The 21,992-nt window shown below is 63.8% G+C and carries 17 protein-coding genes and 1 tRNA gene; 12 read left to right on the top strand and 6 right to left on the bottom strand.

Translation table 11 applies throughout. From position 1 onward, the window contains the following. Positions 1–67: 67 nt before the first annotated feature. From Q6D67_RS01590 to Q6D67_RS01570, 5 genes are all read left to right on the top strand, one after another. The gene (locus Q6D67_RS01590; RefSeq protein WP_304703761.1) at positions 68–520 is read left to right on the top strand and encodes a MarR family winged helix-turn-helix transcriptional regulator; all 453 of its coding nucleotides are present in this window, start codon (positions 68–70) and stop codon (positions 518–520) included. Next, the gene (locus Q6D67_RS01585) at positions 517–1,578 is read left to right on the top strand and encodes an HlyD family secretion protein (RefSeq protein ID WP_304703760.1); all 1,062 of its coding nucleotides are present in this window, start codon (positions 517–519) and stop codon (positions 1,576–1,578) included. Before Q6D67_RS01590 ends, Q6D67_RS01585 begins: the two co-directional genes overlap by 4 nt. Next, positions 1,575–3,131, top strand: coding sequence for a DHA2 family efflux MFS transporter permease subunit (locus Q6D67_RS01580; RefSeq protein WP_304703759.1), 1,557 nt, complete (start codon positions 1,575–1,577; stop codon positions 3,129–3,131). Before Q6D67_RS01585 ends, Q6D67_RS01580 begins: the two co-directional genes overlap by 4 nt. After that, positions 3,100–4,590 (top strand): YdiU family protein, encoded by a 1,491-nt coding sequence (locus tag Q6D67_RS01575; protein ID WP_304703758.1) that lies wholly within the window; start codon positions 3,100–3,102, stop codon positions 4,588–4,590. The genes Q6D67_RS01580 and Q6D67_RS01575 overlap by 32 nt, the downstream gene beginning before the upstream one ends. A 245-nt stretch (positions 4,591–4,835) precedes the next feature. Next, complete coding sequence (locus Q6D67_RS01570; protein ID WP_304703757.1) at positions 4,836–6,458, top strand: tRNA-dihydrouridine synthase; 1,623 nt, start codon at positions 4,836–4,838, stop codon at positions 6,456–6,458. 8 nt (positions 6,459–6,466) lie between these two features. Here the strand turns inward: Q6D67_RS01570 and Q6D67_RS01565 are convergent, their stop codons facing one another. From Q6D67_RS01565 to Q6D67_RS01555, 3 genes are read right to left on the bottom strand one after another with little or no spacing between them, the layout of a single operon-like run. Beyond that, positions 6,467–7,669: an NnrS family protein gene (locus Q6D67_RS01565; protein WP_304703756.1), complete on the bottom strand. Its 1,203-nt coding sequence runs from the start codon at positions 7,667–7,669 to the stop codon at positions 6,467–6,469. A gap of 44 nt (positions 7,670–7,713) precedes the next feature. Beyond that, positions 7,714–8,091 (bottom strand): SirB2 family protein, encoded by a 378-nt coding sequence (locus Q6D67_RS01560; protein WP_304703755.1) that lies wholly within the window; start codon positions 8,089–8,091, stop codon positions 7,714–7,716. 14 nt (positions 8,092–8,105) lie between these two features. Then, entirely contained in the window at positions 8,106–10,076 is a 1,971-nt protein-coding gene (locus Q6D67_RS01555; RefSeq protein ID WP_304703754.1) for an alkyl/aryl-sulfatase, read from the bottom strand. Positions 10,077–10,258: 182 nt separating this feature from the next. Between Q6D67_RS01555 and Q6D67_RS01550 the strand changes: the two genes are divergently transcribed. Further along, positions 10,259–11,659 carry a hypothetical protein gene (locus Q6D67_RS01550; protein WP_304703753.1) on the top strand — a complete coding sequence of 467 codons (1,401 nt, stop codon included), beginning with the start codon at positions 10,259–10,261 and terminating at the stop codon, positions 11,657–11,659. A gap of 608 nt (positions 11,660–12,267) precedes the next feature. Here Q6D67_RS01550 and Q6D67_RS01545 read toward each other — a convergent pair. Both Q6D67_RS01545 and Q6D67_RS01540 read right to left on the bottom strand, forming a co-directional pair. Beyond that, positions 12,268–12,344, bottom strand: a tRNA-Val gene (locus Q6D67_RS01545). A 90-nt stretch (positions 12,345–12,434) separates the two neighbouring features. Beyond that, the gene (locus Q6D67_RS01540; protein ID WP_304703752.1) at positions 12,435–14,051 is read right to left on the bottom strand and encodes a caspase family protein; all 1,617 of its coding nucleotides are present in this window, start codon (positions 14,049–14,051) and stop codon (positions 12,435–12,437) included. A 91-nt stretch (positions 14,052–14,142) separates the two neighbouring features. On the opposite strand from Q6D67_RS01540, the gene Q6D67_RS01535 reads away from it, so the two are divergent. Further along, positions 14,143–14,922, top strand: a complete 780-nt coding sequence (locus Q6D67_RS01535) for an alpha/beta fold hydrolase (protein ID WP_304703751.1) — start codon at positions 14,143–14,145, stop codon at positions 14,920–14,922. Between the two features lie 21 nt (positions 14,923–14,943). Here the strand turns inward: Q6D67_RS01535 and Q6D67_RS01530 are convergent, their stop codons facing one another. Beyond that, positions 14,944–16,488, bottom strand: coding sequence for a serine/threonine-protein kinase (locus Q6D67_RS01530; protein ID WP_304703750.1), 1,545 nt, complete (start codon positions 16,486–16,488; stop codon positions 14,944–14,946). A 386-nt stretch (positions 16,489–16,874) separates the two neighbouring features. Between Q6D67_RS01530 and Q6D67_RS01525 the strand changes: the two genes are divergently transcribed. The 5 genes from Q6D67_RS01525 (at position 16,875) to Q6D67_RS01505 (ending at position 21,986) form a co-directional block, all read left to right on the top strand. Then, positions 16,875–17,441 carry an NAD/FAD-utilizing enzyme gene (locus Q6D67_RS01525; protein ID WP_304703749.1) on the top strand — a complete coding sequence of 189 codons (567 nt, stop codon included), beginning with the start codon at positions 16,875–16,877 and terminating at the stop codon, positions 17,439–17,441. Positions 17,442–17,515: 74 nt separating this feature from the next. Then, the gene (locus Q6D67_RS01520) at positions 17,516–18,868 is read left to right on the top strand and encodes a c-type cytochrome (RefSeq protein WP_304703748.1); all 1,353 of its coding nucleotides are present in this window, start codon (positions 17,516–17,518) and stop codon (positions 18,866–18,868) included. 10 nt (positions 18,869–18,878) lie between these two features. Beyond that, positions 18,879–20,618: a cbb3-type cytochrome c oxidase subunit I gene (locus tag Q6D67_RS01515; protein WP_304703747.1), complete on the top strand. Its 1,740-nt coding sequence runs from the start codon at positions 18,879–18,881 to the stop codon at positions 20,616–20,618. Further along, positions 20,615–21,295: a cytochrome c oxidase subunit 3 gene (locus tag Q6D67_RS01510; protein WP_304703746.1), complete on the top strand. Its 681-nt coding sequence runs from the start codon at positions 20,615–20,617 to the stop codon at positions 21,293–21,295. The genes Q6D67_RS01515 and Q6D67_RS01510 overlap by 4 nt, the downstream gene beginning before the upstream one ends. A gap of 10 nt (positions 21,296–21,305) precedes the next feature. Further along, positions 21,306–21,986 (top strand): heme-copper oxidase subunit III family protein, encoded by a 681-nt coding sequence (locus tag Q6D67_RS01505; protein ID WP_304703745.1) that lies wholly within the window; start codon positions 21,306–21,308, stop codon positions 21,984–21,986. The last annotated feature ends 6 nt before the right edge of the window (positions 21,987–21,992 follow it).

The raw sequence follows: 21,992 nt of genomic DNA, 5'->3' as shown, positions 1-21,992 counted from the left end.
GCTTTGCCAAGTTGTCATTTTTATAAGCACACTTATAATAAGCGGCGACATCAATTGGAGGCGCAGCGTGAGCCGAGCGACAGAGGAAGCTGCCAGCCAGCTCAGCTTTGAACTACACAGCGCTGCCAGGTTGCTGCGGCGCAACTTCGACCGCCGGGCCAAGGCCCACGGCTTGACCCGGTCGCGGTGGCAGGTGTTGTGGCAGCTGGCGCGGGAGGAAGGCCTGAAGCAGGCGGAACTGGCCGACCGGATGGATGTGGCGCCCATCAGCCTTGCGCGGCAGCTGGACAATCTGGAGGAAGAACAACTGGTACAGCGTGTCCGCGACAGCGAGGACCGGCGCTGCTTCCGGATCTACCTCACCCCCGCGGCCCAGCCGGTGCTGGAAATACTGCGGACCCTGGCCGAGGAAACCCGGGCAGAGGCTCTGGCCGGGCTGCAGGCCGCCGAAATCGTGCAGCTGCGGCACCTGTTGCAACAGGTGCGCCTCAATCTGGGCCGGGAGGGACAGGATTCGTGACCAACACAGGTAAGCGGCAACTCGGTTTCGGTGCGGGTATTGCCGTAGCGATTGCCGTGATCAGCTGGTTTGTCCTTGGCGGAGGCGGCGTGGTCAGCACTGACAACGCCTACGTCAAGGCCAACAAGTTGGCCCTCGCCAGCGAAGTGAGCGCCATCGTCAAGGCGGTTCTTGTGAGCCCCAATACGCCGGTGAGCCAGGGACAGCTGCTGGTGCAACTGGAGGACCAGCCATTCCGGCTCGCCGTCGCCGAAGCGGAGGCACACTTGCTGCAGGTGCGCAACGAGGTGTTGGCCCGTCGAGCCGATTATGCCGAGATAGAGGCAGAGCTTGCGCAGGCGCAAGAGGACGCCGCGTTCTACCAGCGGCAACTGGCGCGAAACCAGAACATGGGTCCGACCGCGATCTCGGAATCACAGCTTGACGAATCGCGGCAACAGCTCTCGCGCGCCAGGGCACAGATTGCGATTGGCAGCCAGAGACTCGCCAGCCTGCGGGCTGCACTGGGCGGCAGCCCGGATATCCCGCTCGAGCAACAGGCAGACATCATGGTCGCCCAGGCCCAGCTGGACCATGCCCGGTACCAGCTATCGCGCACGAGGATCGTGGCGCCGGTGGCCGGCGTGGTCGCCAATGATGTACCCCAGGCAGGCGAAATGGCGCCCCCGGGATTTACCGTCATCACTATCCTGGAAACGGGCGGACACTGGATCGAGGCCAACCTCAAGGAGACCCAACTTGCCGCGGTTCACAGTGGCCAGGCAGTGGATGTGACTATCGACGCCTACCCGGGGCAGGTGTTGCGGGCGGAAGTCGATACCGTCAGCGTCGCCAGTGGCTCTGAATTTGCGCTGATCCCGGCGCAAAACGCCAGCGGCAACTGGGTCAAAGTGGTACAGCGCATCCCGGTACGGCTGCGCCTGCTGGATACCAGCTCGGGGCCGACCCTGCGCGCGGGAATGAGCGCTGCGGTCCGCATCCACACCCATCCGACCTCGCCACAGGACAAGACCGCGTACGACAATGGCGACCAGCCCGTCGCCGCCCTTAGTCAGTGACCACACAGAACCGGGGCCAGTGGCTGGTGGCCGCCAGCGTCATGCTGGCGACCATCATTCAGGTGCTGGACACCACTATCGCCAATGTCGCACTGCCGCATATGCAGGGCAGTCTCGGGGCCAGCAGTGACCAGGTGATCTGGATCCTGAGCTCCTACATCGTCGCCACCGCCATCATGACCCTGCCCGTGGGCTACCTGGCCCGGCGCTTTGGGAGGCGCAACGTATTGATGTACTGCGTCGCTGGCTTCACCGCGGCATCCATGTTCTGCGGGCAGGCGTCCAGCCTGACGGAAATGGTCGTCTGGCGTGTGGTGCAGGGGGGCTTCGGCGCGGCGCTGGTACCCTTGTCACAGTCCATCCTGCTCGACACATTCCCGCGCGAAAAGCACGCCTCCGCCATGAGTTTGTGGGGCATGGGTGTAATGATAGGCCCGATTCTGGGGCCAACGCTCGGCGGCTGGCTAACCGAGTCCTATTCCTGGCGCTGGGTGTTTTACATCAACGTGCCGCTCGGCATGCTTTCGCTGCTGGGGATCTACCGTTACCTGCCGGCCACGGTCACCGTAAACAAACGCTTTGACCTTATGGGCTTTGGCCTGCTGGCGCTGGCGGTGGGAGCACTACAGCTGTTGCTGGACCGGGGCGAGCATCTACTCTGGTTCGACGCGATGGAGATCAAGGTCTACGCCGTGCTGGTGGCTCTCGGGCTCTACCTGTTCCTGGTTCACTCGCGTACCACCCGCTTGCAGCTCCTGTCTCCGTCACTGTTTCGCGACCGGAATTTTGTTACCGGGCTGATGTTCATCTTCCTGGTCGGCATTGTCCTGCTCTCGACCATGGCCTTGCTGCCGCCTTTTCTGCAGAACTGGAAAGGCTATCCGGTCATGACCACGGGGCTGATCCTGATGCCGCGGGGAGTGGGTACCATGCTGGGCATGCTGCTGGTTGCCCGGCTGATGCGCCGGTTTGACCCGCGAGCACTGATGCTGCTGGGCATGGCACTGGTCTGCCTGTCCCTGTACCACATGGCGGGTTTCACCATGGAGGTCGGTGAACGCCAGCTGATCATCACCGGTTTTATCCAGGGGCTCGGACTCGGGCTGGTCTTCATTCCTTCCACCACGCTGGCCTATGCGACGCTACCGGCTACGCTGCGTGATGAGGGCGCGGCCCTGTACAGCCTGTCCAGAAACCTGGGCAGCAGCATCGGAGTCTCCATCATGATGGGGCTCTTCACCCGCAACCTGTGGATCAATCAGCAGGAGCTGGCCTCCCGCCTGCGCCCGGAGTCGGCACTGCTGACCGGGCTGGCGGACCCCGTATCTGTCGGCGGCCTGCCAGCGACGGTCGTCACCGAGGTCAGCCGACAGGCGGCAGAGATTGCCTTCGCCAATGACTTCCACCTGCTGATGTGGGTTAACCTTGCTACCATGCCACTGGTGCTGTTGCTGCGCGTGCCTCGCGCCGTCGGCGGCGGCGCCGACAATGTCCCCACCCGAGCCCCGGAGTCCCGCCAAAGTGCCAATCGCGAAAGCCCGAGCCAACTTTGACAACAGTTTTGCGCGCCTGCCCGCGCGCTTCTACCAGCTGCTGGCGCCGACGCCGGTCGCGGCACCTGCGCCCATCCGGGTGAATCGCGGCCTGGCCCTGGAACTGGGGCTGGACCCGGACTGGCTGGCATCGGCCGAGGGTACCGCCTTCCTCGCGGGCAACAGCGTTGTCGAGGGCTCGGAACCACTGGCTGCCGCCTATGCCGGCCATCAGTTCGGCAGCTTCAACCCTCAGCTCGGAGATGGCCGCGCCATCCTGCTGGGCGAGCTGCGGGGGACCGACGGTAGACGCATGGACCTGCAGCTCAAGGGCGCGGGCCGCACCCACTGGTCCCGGGGTGGCGATGGACGCTCGCCGCTGGGGCCGGTACTGCGGGAATATATTGTCAGCGAGGCCATGGCAGCCCTGGGCGTACCCAGCACCCGCGCCCTGGCCGCGGTCAGCACCGGTGAACCGGTGTATCGTGAGCGCTCACTCCCCGGCGCGGTGCTGGCCCGGGTGGCGTCCAGCCACATCCGCATCGGCAGCTTTGAATTTTTTGCCGCGCGCAAGGACAAGGAGGCCCTGGAGATTCTGGTGCGCTTCACCCTCGAGCGCCACTACCCGAGCCTGGCGGATGCCGACAATCCCGCCCTGGCCCTGCTCGAGTCGGCGGTCCGGGCACAGGCCAGCCTGGTTTCCCGCTGGCAACTGCTGGGCTTTATCCACGGGGTGATGAACACCGACAACATGCTCTTGTCCGGTGAAACCATCGACTACGGCCCCTGCGCCTTCATGGACGCCTTCAATCCGGACACCGTGTTCAGCTCCATCGATCACGGCGGCCGCTACGCCTACCGCAACCAGCCCGGCATCGCCCACTGGAACCTGGCCTGCCTGGCCCAGGCGCTGGTGCCGCTACTGCACGAGGATAGCGAGCGGGCCGTGGCCCTGGCCCAGGCCGCGGTGGATACCTACAGCGACCAGTTCCTCGAGGCCCACACCGCCGGCCTCAAGGCCAAGCTGGGGCTGCAGCAGGACCGCCCCGAAGACGCCGCGCTGATCGAGGACCTGTACACCCTGATGGCTTCCGGGGTGACGGACTTCACCCTGACCTTCCGCCGCCTGGCGGATCTCGCCAGCCCGGACACCGCCGGTGACCAGGACTGCAGCGAGCTGTATCTACTGCCCCCTGCTTTCGACCCCTGGCTGGCCCGCTGGCAGGAGCGCCTGGCCATCGAGGCCGTCGACCCCGGGGCGCGACAGGCAACAATGTACCGCGCCAACCCGATCTTTATCCCGCGCAACCACCTGGTGGAAGCCGCCATCACCGCCGCCACGGATCAGGAGGACTTCGCGCCCTTCCATGCCCTGGTGGACCGGCTGGCGGACCCCTGGACCTGGCGCCCGGAGGACCGGGCCTTTGCCCTGCCTCCGGGGCCGGAACAGCGGGTGCACCAGACTTTCTGCGGGACCTGAGCTAAAGATCGGGCTCCGGCAGGGGTCGCGTTGGAGGCTTGCAGGACACGCTGCAAGTCCGTCCATGGACGCTCGGCCTCGACATCCATGTCTCGGACGGTCCTGCAAGCCTTCAACCCGCCCCCTGCCTCAGTGCCGGATTCTCAGTTGCTCGCACATTTCGGCCTCGGTAGAAGCGCGCTTCGACTACCTGCGGACAAGCCCGTATAATTGCCGCCTCCAGCCATCCAGCTCCGAGCGCCGCCTTGAACACTGAATTCTTCGGCAAGACCCTGTCCGGCCCGTTGACGATTCCCTCCGGGATTGTTACGACTGCCACCTCGATCATCCAGTATGTGTTCGACCATATGCCGGAGGTTGGGGTGGTGACTACCAAGAGCATCGGTCTGGAGCCGCGCATGGGGAACCGGGAGCCGGTGTTGAGCCAGTACGCCCCGGGGTGCTTTGTCAATGCGGTGGGGCTGACCAACCCGGGGGCGGAGGAGTCGGTAGCGCTGCTGGGCAAGCTGCGGGTGCCGGCGGATCGCTTCCTGCTGGTGTCGATTTTCGGCGGCAGCCTGGAGGAGTTTGTCGAGGTAGCCAGGCTGCTGGCGCCGGTGGCCGACGGGTTGGAGCTGAATCTGTCCTGCCCCCACGCCAAGGGCTATGGCATGGCGATGGGCCAGGACCCGGACATGGTGCGGGAAATTACCGCGGCGGTGAAGGCGGTGGTGGCTATCCCGGTGATTCCCAAGCTGACCCCGAACACGCCCAATATTGCCGAGATCGCCGAGGCTGCGAAAGCTGGCGGTGCGGACGGCCTGTGCGCCATCAATACGGTCGGGCCTGGCTACACCTCTTCACATGGCCACGCGGTGCTGAGTAACGGTTCGGGCGGCATGTCCGGCAAGGGCGTGCTGCCCATCGGCCTCAAGTGTGTGCGGGAGGTCGTGGCCGCCACCGGGCTGCCGGTGATCGGCTGTGGCGGCGCCAGCAGCGCCGAGGATGTGCGCGCATTTCTGGATGCGGGAGCCACGGTAGTGGGGGTGGGCTCGGCCCTGGTGGGCATGACCACCGAAGATATGGCGGAGTATTTCCGCACTCTGCAGCGTGATCTGGAACTGGGCAGCGACCGCGCCGAAAGCCTGGTTCGCTATGACATCGACATGCAGTTCCGCCCGGTCACGCTGGTCAGTACCGAGCGGGTCTGCGAGGACATCGCCATCCTCACCTTCGACCGCAAGATCAATGTGCAGGCCGGCGAGTTCATTTTCCTCTGGGTTCCGGGCGTGGGCGAGAAGCCCTTCTCCGCCCTCACCGACGACCCCTTTTCACTGGTGGTGATCGACCTGGGCCTGTTTACCCATACCCTGATGGACCTGCCGGTGGGCACTGAAGCCTATGTCCGCGGCCCCCACGGCATCCCGGTGACCCCGCCGGAGGATGCCCGCATCATGGCCGTGGCCGGGGGCACCGGGCTGGCGGCGGTGTACCAGATTGCGCGGGATTTCGGCAACGCCGAGGTGTTTGCCGGCGCCCGCAGTAAGGACCGGCTGTACTTCCTGGATGAGTGCGCGAAGATCGCCACCCTGCATGTCGCCACCGACGACGGCAGCGTTGGCTTCCACGGCCGGGTTACCGAGCTGCTGCAGCAGCGCCTGCAGGAGATGAGCAAGGAGGAACGGGCGAACCTGGTGTTCTACAACTGCGGCCCTGAGCCCATGGTGCATGCCGCCGAAAAAGTGCAGCGGGAGTTCTGCCGCGAGGACCAGATCCACAGCGCCATCGACTACCTGACCAAGTGCGGGGTCGGTATCTGCGGCGCCTGTGCGGCACCAGACGGGCGCCGGGGCTGTGTCGATGGGCCTTTCCTGTCGACGGCGAGCTGAGGCCGCGCCTAACCGGGCTGCCCGTCCGGCCGCGGGCGCGTCAGGAGCGGCAGGTACAGCAGGCTGTAGGCCAGGTAAGCCAGTACCCAGGCCGCGATGGCCAGCAGATACCAGGTCGTCAGTGACCCCGGCAACAGGGACGGCGCCGCCAGGCGCAGCAGCGCCGCGCAGATCACCAGCACGAAGGCCAGCGTCATCAGCGGGTGCGGCTGCAGGGCCCGCCCGGTATGCCCGAGGGACACCCGCGCCATCATCGACAGGATCATTCCCCCCATGGCCCCCGCAGTCAGTGCGTGGACTGCATTACTCTGGGTCACCGGCAATCCCGCATGGCGGGCCGCGAACAGCGCCAGCCCGAAGGGAATAAACAGGGCAGCCGCGTGCAGGGACCACAGCAGGGGCACGCGCAGGGTTACCCAGAACCTGAGCCTGAGGATTCGCGCCAGCTGACTCAACGCGGCAACGGCAAACAGCAGCGCCAGCGCCGAAGACGGCATCCGCGGCGCGAGCGCCAGAAAATGCAGGGCGAAGATCAGCCACAGGCAGCCCAGCGCGACCCGCTCCAGCCAGGGCAGCGGCTCAACCTTCGGCGTGCCGGTGCCGTTGGCAGTGAACATCGGCAGCACCCGCCCGGAGACAATCGCCATCACCAGGGTCACCAGCCAGATGGCGTTGAGATTGCCGTACTGAACCAGCTCGAAGCGGTTTAGGATCGCGCCGGCGTGCATAAGCCCGTTGCAGACCATCAACAGCAGCAGCAGCGGCACAAAGAACAGATTGCGGGTGTTGCCCGCCGCCAGCACGATGCTACCGAAAAACCAGGCTGCCAGGGGCAGGAAGGCCAGATCCACTGCCGCCACCAGTGCGGGGGGCAGGCCGGCGCCGAACAGCATCAAGCCGCGCCCCGTCAGCCAGACCAGCACCAGCACCAGCAGTTCCCTGCCGTGCGTGGCACGGGTACCCGCCCAGTTCTGCACCGCGGTCAGCAGAAAGCCGACAATGATCGCCGCCACGAAACCGAAAATCATTTCGTGCTGATGCCAGAACAGCACGTTTTGATACGGGTTCAGGCTGATCCAGCCAGCCAGCGCCAGCCCCCACAGCAGCATGGCCCCGGCGCTGAACAGTGCCCCCAACAGAAACAGGGGCCGGAAAGCCTGCCGCAGCAGCGGCGCCAGCGCAGCCTCGTCGGTCAACTTGCTGCCCTGCATGCCGAATCTCCTCGATGGTGGAGGCCACCCTCGCCCGCCAGCAGCTACCAGAGTACGGGGCGGGTCATGGCCAAAAAATAAATGCCGGCCAGCTGCGCCAGGGCCAGCCCGGCCGCCAACACACGCACTGGCACGCGGAAGCGCGGTTTCATGGCGACCATACCGGCTGCGATATAGCCCAGCAATAGTACCACCTTGAGGGCCAGCCAACTGTGTACCGTGATCTGCCAGCCCCCGAACACCAGCAGCGACAGCGCCATGGCCAGCAGTACCGTGTCATTCGCATGCGGCAGCCAACGCAACGGCGTCTGCCGCCAGCTTGGCTGCCCTGCCAGATCCAGCAACAACCGCAGCACGAACAACAGCCCGGTAAGGTAAGCCGCCAGCAGGTGAGTCAGCTTGATGAGCGCATAGCCCTCCACGATTGCGCTTCGCTTCAGGGGGTAGCCACGTTGAACCAGTACTCGAACTGGTCAAGGGCGCCGAAGAAAGCGCCAATAGCGGTGCCATCGCCGGAAAGCTCCGCCCCGCCACCCTGCAGCAGCTCCGGCAGCTCGACCCGGCGCATCAACAAACGGTCAAAGTCGCTGCGATCCAGGGTCAGCTGCGCGGTCGCCGCCGGCGCCATACCACTGCGCGGGAAAGCGACCGCGGGATTGACCTCGACATGAAACTGTTCCTGCCGGTCCGGGAACACGAACTGGATGACAAAGGCCTCGCGGCTCAGCCGGGCCGGGTTATAGCGCGCCACCAGCGCGTCCAGCAGGGCAGCCGTGGGTACACCCTGCAGGAAAGCAGGATCGTCAAAGGTCTGGGGAGTCTCGGGCAGGCCGTCGCGCAGCTCCATGGCCGCGGTCAGGTAATAATTGCGCCAGGCGCCGGACTCGGCCTGGAAGCCCATCTGCTCATAGGCCGCCGCCAGCCACTCCTGCGCCGGGCGGTTGCCGGCATCCGCGAACACGATGTGGTTGAACACGGTGGCCGCCCAGCGGTAGTCACCGGACTCGAAGGCGGCGATGCCCTTGCGCAGCCCCTCCTCCGCGCCCCCCATCAGGTCGACATAGCGGGTGGCGGCGGCCTCCGGCGGATGCTGATGATAATTGGCGGGCACCCCATCCCACCAGCCAAAGTAGTTCTGGTACACCGCCTTGGAGTTGTGATTGAGGGTGCCGTAATAGTCGCGGGTACCGAAATCAGTGGCTGAAAACCAGGGTTCCTCCAGCTCCTCGGCGATCTCGTGCTGGGTGCCGCCGTGGTTGGCCAGGCGGATGGTCTGGTCGTGTACGTAGCGGTACAGGTCACGCTGGTTCTGCAGGGCTTGCTGCAGGCGTTCCCGGCCCCAGGTCGGCCAATGGTGGGAGGCAAACAGCACCTCGGCCTCGCCGCCGAACCGGACCAGCACCTCGTCCAGCGCCTGGCTCCAGCGCAGGGTGTCGCGAACCTTGGCGCCGCGGGGCGTGAGTACATTATGGAAGGTACGCGTCGCCACTTCCGCCGTGGACAGTGCTTTCAGGGCCGGCAGGTAGAACATCAGTTCGGCCGGTGCCTCCGTGTTGGAGGCATCCACGAACACGAACTCCACCCCATCGATGGTCAGGGTTTCACCCCCCAGTGGCACCTCGTAAGTAGGCCGCAGCAGGCCAATCTGGCCATTGGAAAGGCGCTGCCCGAGACCGGTACCGACATGCCCTGTCTCACCCGGGGGCAGATGGTTGCCGAACTGCAGGGAAGCGCGTCGCCCCATGTAGTTGCCCGCCATCAGGTTCTCGCTGACCGCCTCCGCGGTAAAGCCGTGGGGGGCGATGACGGGTACCTGGCGCTCCGCCACCTCCGCTTCGTCGATGATACCGCGGACACCGCCGAAGTGATCACCGTGGGAGTGGGTGAAGATAATGCCCGTCACCGGCCGTTCACCCAGCTCACGGTTGGCCAGGGCCAGGCCGGCCCGGGCCGGCGCCGAGGTGGTCAGCGGGTCCACCACGATCCAGCCAATGTCGCCGGCGATCAGGGTCATCACCGCCATGTCGTAGCCGCGGAACTGCCAGATGCCGGGCACCACCTCGAACAGACCGTGCAGGCTGTTGAGCTGACCCTGGCGCCAGAGTGAGGGGTTGACTGTGGCCGGAGCGGGCGCGTCGAGGAAGTCGAACCGCGCCGTATCCCAGGCGACGCTGCCATCCGGATTGAGGATTCGCGGATCGTCGAGCTGCGCGACCAGGCCGCGGCTGGCATCCTCGAAGTCCTGCGGGTCGGTCAGGGGCAGGCGCTCGGCCACCGCGGTGTTGGCGGCCTGGGTGGCCAGGGTGGCGATGCCGACTGGTGGTTCGGGCAACGGGTCGGCTATCGCGGTGGTGGCGAAGCCGAGGACGAGGGTAAGGGGCAGACAGGCGGAGGCTAGACGGGACACGGCGGTGCTCCTTGTTGTTATGGCCTGCCGAACACTAGCACAAGCTGGCTGAAAGTCGATTTTGTCGAACTGGCGCCAGTTCTGATTCCACTCTCAGGGGGTCACTTCAGGTGGCTATTCAGTGAGCGGGGGCTTATGCTGCCCGCACTTCAAGCCCCTTGGTTCTAAAAAGGCATCTAGCAATGAACGAGCTTACAACGTGGGTGCGGCGCAGCGTGTGCGTGGCTGTCTTGCTCGCAGCCGCGGGGTTGCAGGGATGCGGATCCACGGACGGCGGGCAGGAGGATCCGGCCCCGGGCGGCGGGCAGAATGCTCCTGCCGCCGACGACTACCGACACGCTCACGTGCTGGCTGATGGCTATGAGCTGTCCGAGGATGCAATGACCTCGGCCAGTGCGGACCCATCCGGTGGGTGGGCGCCTGAGCAGCTTCAGGAGACCGACAACACACCGGATACTCAACAGACTCATTCGGGCAAAAAGCTCGCGGGCTACGGAACCTCCACGACGAACTCGACCGACGTGGTCTCGTCTGGTCTGGATCTGTCCCGAGGGTGGACGCCTCAGCAGCTTCTGGAGGCCTATAACGTGCCGGCTACTGGGGCGAACAACAAGCCCGCGGGCTACGGGATCAAAGTGGCCATCATCACAGCTTACCACTATTCGAACCTGCAGCTAGATCTCAATAAGTGGGCTCAGCAATTTGGGGTAAAGCCAATCACCCTGAACATTATCAATCAGGCTGGGGTTGTTACCAACAGCACAATGGCCTTGAACACCAACACCGCCGTTCAGATGGTAAACACCGTGAGTCCAGGGGCGACTGTCTACGTCATCGAGGCCAAATCAGTAGGCTATAACGATATCTATACGGCCATACAAACCGCCGTAAATTTAGGGGTAAATGTCGTCTTATTGCCGTTCGGCGCCGATGAGTTCAGCACGCAAGACAGCAAAACACACCTGTTTTTAAATACTAATATAGTATGGATCGCACCATCGGGCAGCGACATGAGGCCGAGCTTTCCGGCGACCTATTCGGGCGTCATCGCGGTGGGTGGCACGACGCTGAGTTCGGTTGCACCCTTTGTCGAGACGGCATGGGCCGAATCAGGGGCTGGCATGTCCGAGCGGGAACGGATGCCCGCGTTTCAGGCGATCCCATCCGTCCAGGCAGCCAACACGACGATGTACCGGTCCGTTCCCGACGTGGCCTTCAACGCTGATCCCAAGTACGGTGCCCATATCTATTCATCAACATTAGGCGGGTGGTTCCTGGTCGGCGGCAACACGGTATCGTCGGCGTTCTTCGCGGGCGTTGTAGCCATTGCCAACCAGACCAGAAAAGCCCAGAGCGAGCCGATGTTATCTTCCAGCACCAGTGCTGTCGATCCGCTCCAGAGCCGCCTCTACGGGCTCATGTCCACCAATGGAGGGCCCACCAATTCCACCATTCTCAATGACGTCGTGCGGGGTTACGCCGGTGCAGGCGCGTACCCGGCAGGCCCCGGCTACGATATTGCGACTGGCCTCGGCTCCCTGAATGTGCAGAAGTTTATCGACTACATAGCGACACACCGGTAGCCAGCGCGCGTACCGCGATCGTCATCTCGCCCAGATTGCCGCTCATCTACCCTTTGACCAAACAAAAAACCCCGCCATGGGCGGGGTCTTGTGTTTGGTAGGACCAGCCAGATGAATCGGATCAGGCTGGCGCCTGCTCCGACCCTGCGGGCTTCGCGGCTGGCGCCGCTCGTTGCAAACTGCTCCCGCAGTTTGTCGAACTGGCGCCAGTTCAAATCCACCCTCTATCCAAACAAAAAACCCCGCCATGGGCGGGGTCTTGTGTTTGGTAGGACCAGCCAGATGAATCGGATCAGGCTGGCGCCTGCTCCGACCCTGCGGGCTTCGCGGCTGGCGCCGCTCGTTGCAAACTGCTCCCGCAGTTTGTCGAACTGGCGCCAGTTCAAATCCACCCTCTATCCAAACAAAAAACCCCGCCATGGGCGGGGTCTTGTGTTTGGTAGGACCAGCCAGATGAATCGGATCAGGCTGGCGCCTGCTCCGACCCTGCGGGCTTCGCGGCTGGCGCCGCTCGTTGCAAACTGCTCCCGCAGTTTGTCGAACTGGCGCCAGTTCAAATCCACCCTCTATCCAAACAAAAAACCCCGCCATGGGCGGGGTCTTGTGTTTGGTAGGACCAGCCAGATTCGAACTGGCGACCTCTACCATGTCAAGGTAGCGCTCTAACCAACTGAGCTATGGTCCTGTTGTCTGAGGGCGGGGATTATAAGGGCGCCGCCGGGTTTCCTCAACTGTTTCCTGAAGCATCGCCCGCAGGAGCGGGCTCCTACGGTGGTTAGCGGGCGACGAAGTAGAACTCGCCAACCTCGTCTCCCGCGCGCTTGATCGCCTTGAACTCGGGGTCCAGCCCCGGCAGGCTTTCGTCCAGCAGGTCCAGCATGCTGAGGAACAGGGCGGGGCCGGTGATTACCGCTTCGTTGTCCTGCAGGGCGCTGATAAAGGCGTTCGCAAATACCGAAGTGCCCGGATCGCGCTCGCTGGCCAGGGGGAAATCCTGGCCGGAGGTCAGCAGCAGGCGCGACTTGTTGGGGAAGCGCAAGCCGATATAGGCGTCGCTGAGCAGGGCCTCGCGACCGCTTGCCAGCAGGAAGGCCGGGTTGTCCGCCAGCAGGCCGGCGAAGGTTGAGTCGGTCACCACCATGATGCGCCGGGCCGGCAGACGAGCCAGATGGCTGCTGACCTGCTCGGTGGGCACCCAGAAGGTATCATTGGGCGGCGGTTCGGCGTTGACCGGCAGCCAGTAGCCCGCCTCGTAGGCTCCCACCGGCCTGCGATTGCCGTAGCCGGCGTAATAGATCAGCAGATTGTCGTTTTCCTGCAACACTTCGTTGAGCTGGTTGAGGGCACGCAGCACGCCGACGTCACTGGTGTTCTTGAGCACCTGCACCGCGAAGCCGTACTTGTCGCTGAGCAGGCGGGCGATCTTGTCCACGTCGGAGGCCGGCGTCTGCAGGTCATCCAGGAACTGGTAGCTGCCATTGCCGATGACCAGGGCGTAATAGCGGCCATAATCGCGTCCGTCTTTGGAGACGGCAGCGCCGGGTTCGGCGGTATCGGCGCCGATGCTGACCAGGCCACCATCAACCAGGGGCTCTGCCGGGGTGACCGGAGCGGGAGCGGCAGGTGCAGGCGCGGGGGCCGGCGTTGCAGCATCCGCTATCGCGGCATCTGCCTCCGCCCTGGCGGCGGCGGCCTCGGCCCGGGCCTTTTCGCGCTCGGCGCGCGCCTGGGCCATCTGTTCGGCAAGCGTGACGTTCTCGGCCTGCAGGGCCACGTTCTCCTCGGCCTGGGCCATTAGCGCCTCTTCCGCGTCGGACTTGTACACCAGCTGGTCCTCGGCCAGCCCCCAGGCCTGGCGATACCAGTTCAGGGCCATGGCCTTGTCCTGGGGCACTCCCTTGCCCGTTTCGTAGAGGGTACCGAGATTGAACTGGGCACCCTTGTGGCCCTGTTTGGCCGCGCGTTCAAACCAGAGGACGGCCACTGCATAGTTGGGCTCGGTACCGAGGCCGCGCTCGAAGATTTCCCCGACGGAGTTCTGGGCGTCGGCATCGCCGGCTTCAGCCGCCGGTAACCAGACTTTCAGCGCTGTCTTGTAGTCCGCCCGGTCGAAGGCCACATATTCACCGCCGCGCAGGCGGCAGTCCTGGGCGGTGGTGCGGGTGGGTCGCCGCGGCGTGAGGTAGGTGGAATTGCCCAACTGGCGTACCTGACCCGGCAGCAGGCAGTCTACAATGTACAGGTCAGCGACCGCTGCCCCCTCGGGTATCTCCACCGGACCGCTCGGGCCCGCAGCGCAGGCGGCCAGCAAGGCAGAGGCTGCGGCGGCCAGCAGAGCATTGCGCATGGTGCGGCCGGCAGCGGGCCGAAGTGACGAAAATTGATTGGTCATGGCTAAGGAACCCACTGTTATTTTAATGCAAACCCTGAACATAGTGCATTCGTGGTACGGCCACAAGGGTCGATGGCTGGTTTTGCTAACTGTGTCGCTACTGGCTGCCTGCGGCGGTATTCCCGACGCCAAACAGCTCGCCGCCAGGCACGGTCTCAGCCTCCAGCAGGTTCCGGGCGGCCCCTTCGTTCTCCCCGTGCTGGCCAGCAGGCACGAGCAGGCGCGGGGCGGGCGGCTGCACGTTTACCTTGCAGGCGATGGACGCCCCTGGCTGGGCAGGGAGCGGGCCGCCAACCCCACAGGACGCAGCACGGTAGCGCTGGAACTGATGCTGGCAGACCCCCATCCGGCGCTGCTCCTGGGCCGGCCCTGCTATCACCAGCAGGATACGCCCTTCCCGCCCTGCGAAGCAGACCTGTGGACGGAGGGGCGCTATTCACGGGCAGTGCTGGACGCGCTCGCCGACGCGATGCAGCGGCTTCTCGCCGAGTACCAGCCTAGCTCGCTGATGCTGGTGGGCTACAGCGGTGGCGGCGTACTGGCGCTGCTGCTGGCGCAGGAGCAGACGCTTCCAACCACGGTTGTCACGGTGGCCAGCAACCTCGATACAGCGGCCTGGACCCGGCACCACCGGCACCTGCCTCTTACGGGTTCACTGAATCCGACACTGGAGATCGCGCCCGGCGCTGCCTTCAGGCAGGTTCACCTCGCCGGTGCCGGGGACAGGGTGGTGCCACCCGCAACAACCATTGGCTACCGGGAACGCCACCCGGCCGCTGAGTATTGGTTGCATGAAGACTTTGACCACCGCTGCTGCTGGCTGGAGGCGTGGCCCGGACTGCTGGCAAAAGTGCTGGCCGGCGGCGAGTGATCGCCCGGCCGGCCGTTACACCTAGTCACCGTTCAACTGTGCCCGCAGCGTATCCCGCACCTGCGCCAGCTGCTTGTCGTTGGCCAGGTACTCGTTCTCTTCGGCGTAGGCATCGATAAGCTTCGCCAAATACTCCTGCTGTCGCGGGGTAACCATGCTCGGCGCAACTTCCACCAGGTGCTGGACCAGCATGCGCAAGCCTTCTTCGGCTTCGGGATTGCGCGGGTGCAGGGCATAGGCGGCGGTAAAATAGCGGGAGGCGCCGTCCCAGTCCCCGATCTCTGCAGACTGCTGGCCGCGGTCGATGTGCCCGCGGAACTCGCTCTGGACCTGTGCTGGCAGCTCCGCAAAAGGCACCGCGGGACCCTCCGGCTTGCTCGCTTCCCAGGCGAAGTAGCCCGACGCCAGCGCCAGCACCAGCACCAGCGCCAGCAGGATCCGGTTGCGCCTGCTGGTGCCGGAAAATTCCTTGTGGAATTGCTCTGCGGAGGCTGTGCGGTCCGCGCGCTCCAGGGCGATGGCGCCGGCAATGGCCCGCCACTGGTGACGCTTGATGCCCTTGATGGGCTGCGGCGTCAGGCCCTGATCCAGCGCGTCCAGCGCCGTTCTGCCGCCATAGGGATGGACGCCGGCGTATAGCTGGTAGGCGATCAGACCGAGGGCGTAGACATCATCCGAGGGATGGGGATCGCTGTCCCGGCGCAGCATTTCCAGGGAGGCATAACGCAGGGTCATGGCCCCCAGTTCGCCGGCGTCGAAGCTGTCCTTCTGTACCGCGGAATCCATGATCCGGGCAATGCCGAAGTCGAGGATCTTGACCCGCCCTTCGGTGGTGACAAATACGTTGTCCGGCTTGAAGTCCGAGTGCACCAGGCCGTTTTCGTGAGCATAGGCGAGGCCGCTGGCCATCTGCTCGATGAGGGTCTCGTTATCCGGTTCCTTGCCTTCGGCGAACTTGATCTTCTTGAGACCCGACAGGTCGTCACCCTGCAGCATCTCCATGGTCATGTAGACCCGGTCACCGTCACGATCGAAGTCGTACACGGTCAACACGTTGGGGTGGGCGAGCTGTTGCGATTTTTTCGCCTCCCGCTGCAGGCTGATCAGGGCCTTGGGATGGCGACTGAACTCTTCCCCGAGGAACTTGATGGCAACCCAGGGGTTGTCGTCGTTGGCCTCTTCCTTGCGCAGGTCCCGCGCCTTGTATACCTGGCCCATGCCGCCCTTGCCGAGCCGGGACTCGAGCACAAAGCGATCCTTGATGACATTGCTGGCGTGGGGTACGTAGCTGCGCCCGGTCAGGGGGGATGCGCCCGGATTGGTTTTGACCTGGGTGCTGTCCTCGTCGATCGCCCGGGTGGGCAGCTCGGCAGCGGTGTGCAGGCCGGGACCCTCGGCAGCGGCGGGATTCGCCAACACGGTCTCGTCTTCGTTGCCCTCGGGCAGCGGCGGCAGGGCGTCGGATCCGGATTCCGGGTCGACAACGGTCTGGTCCGCGGTGTCAGCCACCAGCGTCCTGTCCGCGTCTTTCGCTGGCTGCTCCTTTTTATCCCCTGCCCCTGCCATATCTGCACCTCCTTTGTCTGTGCTTCGAGCCCCTATCCTAACCGGTGGCGGGAATATGTCGAAAAAATAGTTCGGTGTGACCACATCGAACGGCTGGTGTTTGCGCCTGAACCAACACTTAGCTCATCTGGATCTATAAAATATGGTGTTTATGCAAAAACATTCTCAGAAAACTGTAAATGTGCCCAGGGAAGGCCGCGAACAGTCTTGTTTATCGAGAAAAACACCTTTTTTAAGTACTTTTTTTTCTATAGAGATTACTTTTTAAGCACAGAATAGACTAAAAAAAATGCCCCGCGTGGCCATGGCTAGTGGCGGGCAATGAGGGTGCTATACTCGATGGCGTCGACCGCACATCCGGTTATCCGGCGAGGAGTATTCTAATAATGAAACGCCACTTTTTTCTCAGCGATGATCTCGACGAACTGGAACAAGTGGAACGTGACCTGGAGGCGGCGGGCGTTTCCACACCGCAAATTCATGTCCTCAGCGAGGACGACGCAGGCGTGCAGTCCCATAGACTCAACGACGTGGAAGCCGTGCTGCGCAAGGATGTGGTACACGGTACCGAGCGCGGCGCCGTGATCGGCGTCATCGGCGCGGCCATCGTTCTCGCCGCCGCGTGGGCAACCGGCATAGCCGCTACCGTCACCTGGGTCCCCCCGGTTTTTCTCGCCGTCATTGTGCTTGGCTTCTGCACCTGGGAGGGCGGCCTGATCGGGATTCAAGAGCCACACTCAGACTTCAAACGCTTTACCGAGGACCTGCGGGCCGGCAGGCATGTCCTGTTTGTCGACGTCAGCACGGCCCAGGAGGATATTCTGCGGCGTATCGCGAGCACCCATCCCAAACTGACAGCGGCCGGCGAGGGCCCTGCCGCACCGGGCTGGTTTGTGAGCTGCCGGACCAGAATAGAAACCATGATGAAAGGTACCGCCTGGCGACATCAGTGATACACACATAACAATAATCGCCTGCAGCGGCCGGGGGCATCCGCGCGCCAGCTGCAAGTGTACAGGGAGGTGGCATGAAAATAGTGATTGCCCTGGTTCTGCTGGTGCTCGGGTCACTGGCATTCCACTGGTGGAGCCCCTGGTGGTTCACGCCGTTGGCATCCAACTGGGGTTCCATCGACACCACCATTACCATCACCCTGTATATCACCGGCTTTGTCTTCGTCGCCGTCAATCTGTTCCTGGCACTGGCAGTCTTTCGCTACCGCAATACCGCCAATCGGCAAGCGGACTATGAACCGGAAAACGCCTCCCTGGAGAAATGGCTCACCGGCATCACCACCGTCGGCATTGTCGCCATGCTGGCGCCCGGGCTGGTGGTGTGGGCGGACTTCGTCAAGGTGCCGGAAAACGCCGATGTCGTAGAGGTGTTCGGCGAGCAGTGGCAGTGGAGCTACCGCTTCCCCGGCGCCGACGGCGAGCTGGGCGAGGTCGACGCCCGCTTCATGTCGGCCGAAAACCCGCTAGGCATGAGCCCCAACGATCCCACCGGCGCCGACGACATCCTGGTCCGCGGAGAAGATTTGCGCCTGCCGCTGGACCGGCCGGTCAAGGTCCTGCTGCGCTCCCGCGACGTACTGCACAATTTCGCGGTGCCCCAGTTCCGGGTCAAGATGGACATGATCCCGGGCACCGTGAGCTACGTCTGGTTCACTCCCACCCGTACCGGGCGCTTCGATGTGATGTGCATGGAGCTGTGCGGCATCGCGCACTACGCCATGCGCGGCAATGTCATTGTCGAGGAAGAACAGGACTTCACAGAATGGCTTGCAGGGCAACCTACCTGGGCCGAGGTTCAGGACGACGCCAGCGGCGACCCGGTTGCCGGGGAGGCACAGTACGCGGTCTGCGCGGCCTGCCATGGCGCCAATGCCGAGGGCAACCAGGAGATGAACGCGCCACAGCTGGCGGGCCTGCCAGCCTGGTATCTACAGCGCCAGCTGGAACACTACCGAGAGGGCATTCGCGGCGCGCACGAGGCCGACACCTTTGGCCGGCAGATGGCGCCCATGGCCGGCGTCCTCGGCAGCCAGGAGGCGGTGCGGGATGTTTCCGCCTGGCTGGCTTCGCTGCCGCAAGCACAGCTTGCCAGCACAGTCAGCGGCAACCCGGACCGGGGCGCAGCCCACTACAACAGCTGCGGCGCCTGCCACGGCAGCCGCGCCCAGGGTAACGCAGCGCTGCAGGCACCCGCGCTGGCGGGCCTGCAGGACTGGTACATTCGCCGGCAGCTGGAGAATTTCCGCCAGGGCGTGCGCGGCGGGCACAGCAGTGACCGCTACGGCCAGCAAATGGTACTGATGGCCCGCTCGGTGCAGAACGAGCGGTCCATCGACGACCTGCTCTCCTACCTGAACACGCTTTGAGGGGAATGGCATGCAACACACTGCAATCGCCGACCAGATCGAGGAAGACCTGCACGAACCACACAGCTTCTTCACCACCTATATCTGGAGCCAGGACCACAAGGTCATTGCCATCCAGTATTCGATTACCGCGATCTTCGTCGGCCTGGTGGCGCTGGTCCTTTCGGGGTTGATGCGGCTGCAGTTGGGTTTCCCCGACACCTTCGACTTCATCGACCCCAGCGCCTACCTGCAGTTTGTCACCATGCATGGCATGATCATGGTGATCTACCTGCTCACGGCGCTGCTGCTGGGCGGCTTCGGCAACTACCTGATCCCGCTGATGATCGGCGCCAGGGACATGGTGTTTCCCTATCTCAACATGCTCAGTTTCTGGACCTACCTGCTGTCGGTGATTGTGTTGCTGGCGAGTTTCTTTGTGCCCGGCGGACCAACCGGCGCCGGCTGGACACTGTATCCCCCGCAGGCGATTCTGCAGGGTACGCCCGGCCATGACTGGGGCATCATCCTGATGCTCGCGTCGCTGGCCATTTTTATCGTCGCCTTCACCATGGGCGGGCTCAACTATGTGACTACCGTGCTGCAGGCGCGCACCCACGGCATGACCCTGATGCGCATGCCGCTCACCATCTGGGGCATCTTCACTGCCACCGTGCTGGGCCTGCTGGCCTTTCCCGCGCTGCTGGTCAGCGCCATCATGATGATGCTGGACAAGGTAATCGGCACCAGCTTTTTCATGCCCGCGCTGGTGTCGCTGGGCGAATCGCTGGATTACACCGGCGGCAGTCCGATCCTGTTCCAGCACCTGTTCTGGTTCTTCGGTCACCCGGAGGTGTATATCGTCGCCCTGCCCGCGTTCGGCATGGTGTCGGATGTGATCGCCACCCACGCCCGCAAGAACATTTTCGGCTATCGCATGATGGTGTGGGCCATCGTCGCCATCGGCGGCCTCAGCTTTGTGGTCTGGGCGCATCATATGTACGTCAGCGGCATGCACCCGGCATTCGGCTTCTTCTTCGCCACGACAACCTTGATTATCGCCGTGCCCACCGCACTCAAGGTCTACAACTGGGTGCTGACCCTGTGGCGTGGCAACATCCACCTGACTGTGCCGATGCTGTTCGCCATCGGCTTCATCTTCACTTTCACCCACGGCGGCCTGACCGGCCTGTTCCTGGGCAATGTCACCATCGACCTGCCGCTGTCCGACACCTACTTTGTGGTGGCGCACTTCCATATGGTCATGGGCGTATCGCCGATCATGGTGCTGTTCGCCGCCCTCTACCACTGGTACCCGCTGATTACCGGGCGCATGTTGCATACCGGCCTCGGCAAGGCGCACTTCTGGTTCACCTTCCTCGGCACCTACGCCATCTACCTGCCCATGCACTACCTCGGGTTCCTCGGCGTACCGCGGCGCTACTTCGCCATGGGTGGCTCCGATTTCATTCCCGAATCCGCGCAATCCCTCAACGCCAGCATTACCTTCGCGGCCCTGATCGTGGGCCTGAGTCAGCTGATCTTCATTTACAACCTTGTCTGGAGCCTGCGCCGGGGCGAGCCGGCAGGGCACAACCCCTGGGGTGCGACCAGCCTGGAGTGGCAGACCCCGGATGTACCGCCGCGGCACGGCAACTGGGGTCCGGAGCTACCGGTCGTGCACCGCTGGGCCTATGACTTCAGCGTACCGGGCGCGGAGCGCGATTTCATTCCCCAGAATCAGCCCGAAGGGAAAGGAGCTGAAGGATGAGATTCTTCAAGACACTGGGCACCAAGCCCTGGCTCGATCCCACCATGGTCAGCACTGCCGGGGTCGCGCTGGCAGTCGACCCGCTGGCGGCACCGCGAACCGCCCTGCGCTTTATCATGGGCATGGTCAGCGTACTGTTTTTCCTGTTCATCATTACCTTCCTGTCGCGCTCCCAGTACCCGGACTTCCAGGCCCTGGCCGGACAGCCGTGGCAGCCCTTCAGCGACCCCAGCCGGCTCTGGCTCAACACCGCGATCCTCGCGCTCAGCAGCCTGGCCATGCACTGGGGCCTGTGGTCGGCACGGCGGGAGCAGGTGAACCGGGCCGTTGTGGGGATCAGTGCCGCCGTGTTCTTCGCGGTGGCCTTCCTGGTGGCGCAGCTGGAGCTGTGGCGCCATCTGCAGACCATGGGCTACTACGTCAACACCAATCCCGCCAACAGCTATTTCTACCTGCTGACGGCGGTGCACGGGCTGCATGTCCTCGGCGGCCTGATGGTGCTCGCCAACGTGGTGTTCCGGGTCTGGTATGACGGCGCCATGGCCCGCCTGAGCGGCCCGCTCACGCTCTGCACACACTACTGGCACTTCCTGCTGGGAGTCTGGCTGCTGCTGTTTGCCCTGCTCACCAGCCGCGTCGAAACCATCAACATGTTGGCAGCCCTGTGCGGCTTCTGAGGCAGCGCTCATGAAAACAGCCGAACCCGTCAACAGCGACTACACCCAGCCCGGCGTTTCCGGCATGGTCAGCGACTGGGGCGCTGACAAGCAGGCCTTCGACGTGCCCTGGGGCAAGTTGATGATGTGGATTTTCCTGCTCAGTGACACCTTTATCTTCAGTATCTTCCTCACCGGCTACATGAATGTGCGGCTGTCGGCAACCGAACCCTGGCCGCCGGTGAGTGAGATTTTTGCCCTGACCGTGGGCGGGGTGCACCTGCCACTGCTGCTGATTGCCATCATGACGTTTATCCTGATCACCAGCAGCGGCACCATGGCCATGGCCGTGAACTATGCCTACCGGGGCGACCGCCGCCGCACCGTGATCCTGATGGCAATCACCGCCGTGCTGGGGGCAAGCTTTGTCGGCCTGCAGGCCTTTGAGTGGAGCAAGCTGATCCACGAAGGGGTGAGACCCTGGGGCAACCCCTGGGGCGCGGCCCAGTTCGGCTCCGCCTTCTTCATGATAACGGGCTTCCACGGCCTGCACGTGAGCGCCGGGGTTATCTACCTCGCCATCATCGCGCGCAAGGTGAAGCGAGGCGACTACGAGAAGAAAGGCTACGCCATCGTCGAGATCAGCGGTCTCTACTGGCACTTCGTGGACCTGGTCTGGGTCTTTATTTTCGCCTTCTTCTACCTGTGGTAAGGAGGA

Source organism: Haliea sp. E1-2-M8 (genome assembly GCF_030649675.1).
Classification (GTDB): Bacteria; Pseudomonadota; Gammaproteobacteria; order Pseudomonadales; family Halieaceae; genus Haliea.
This window is presented reverse-complemented; position numbering and strand designations above follow the sequence as displayed.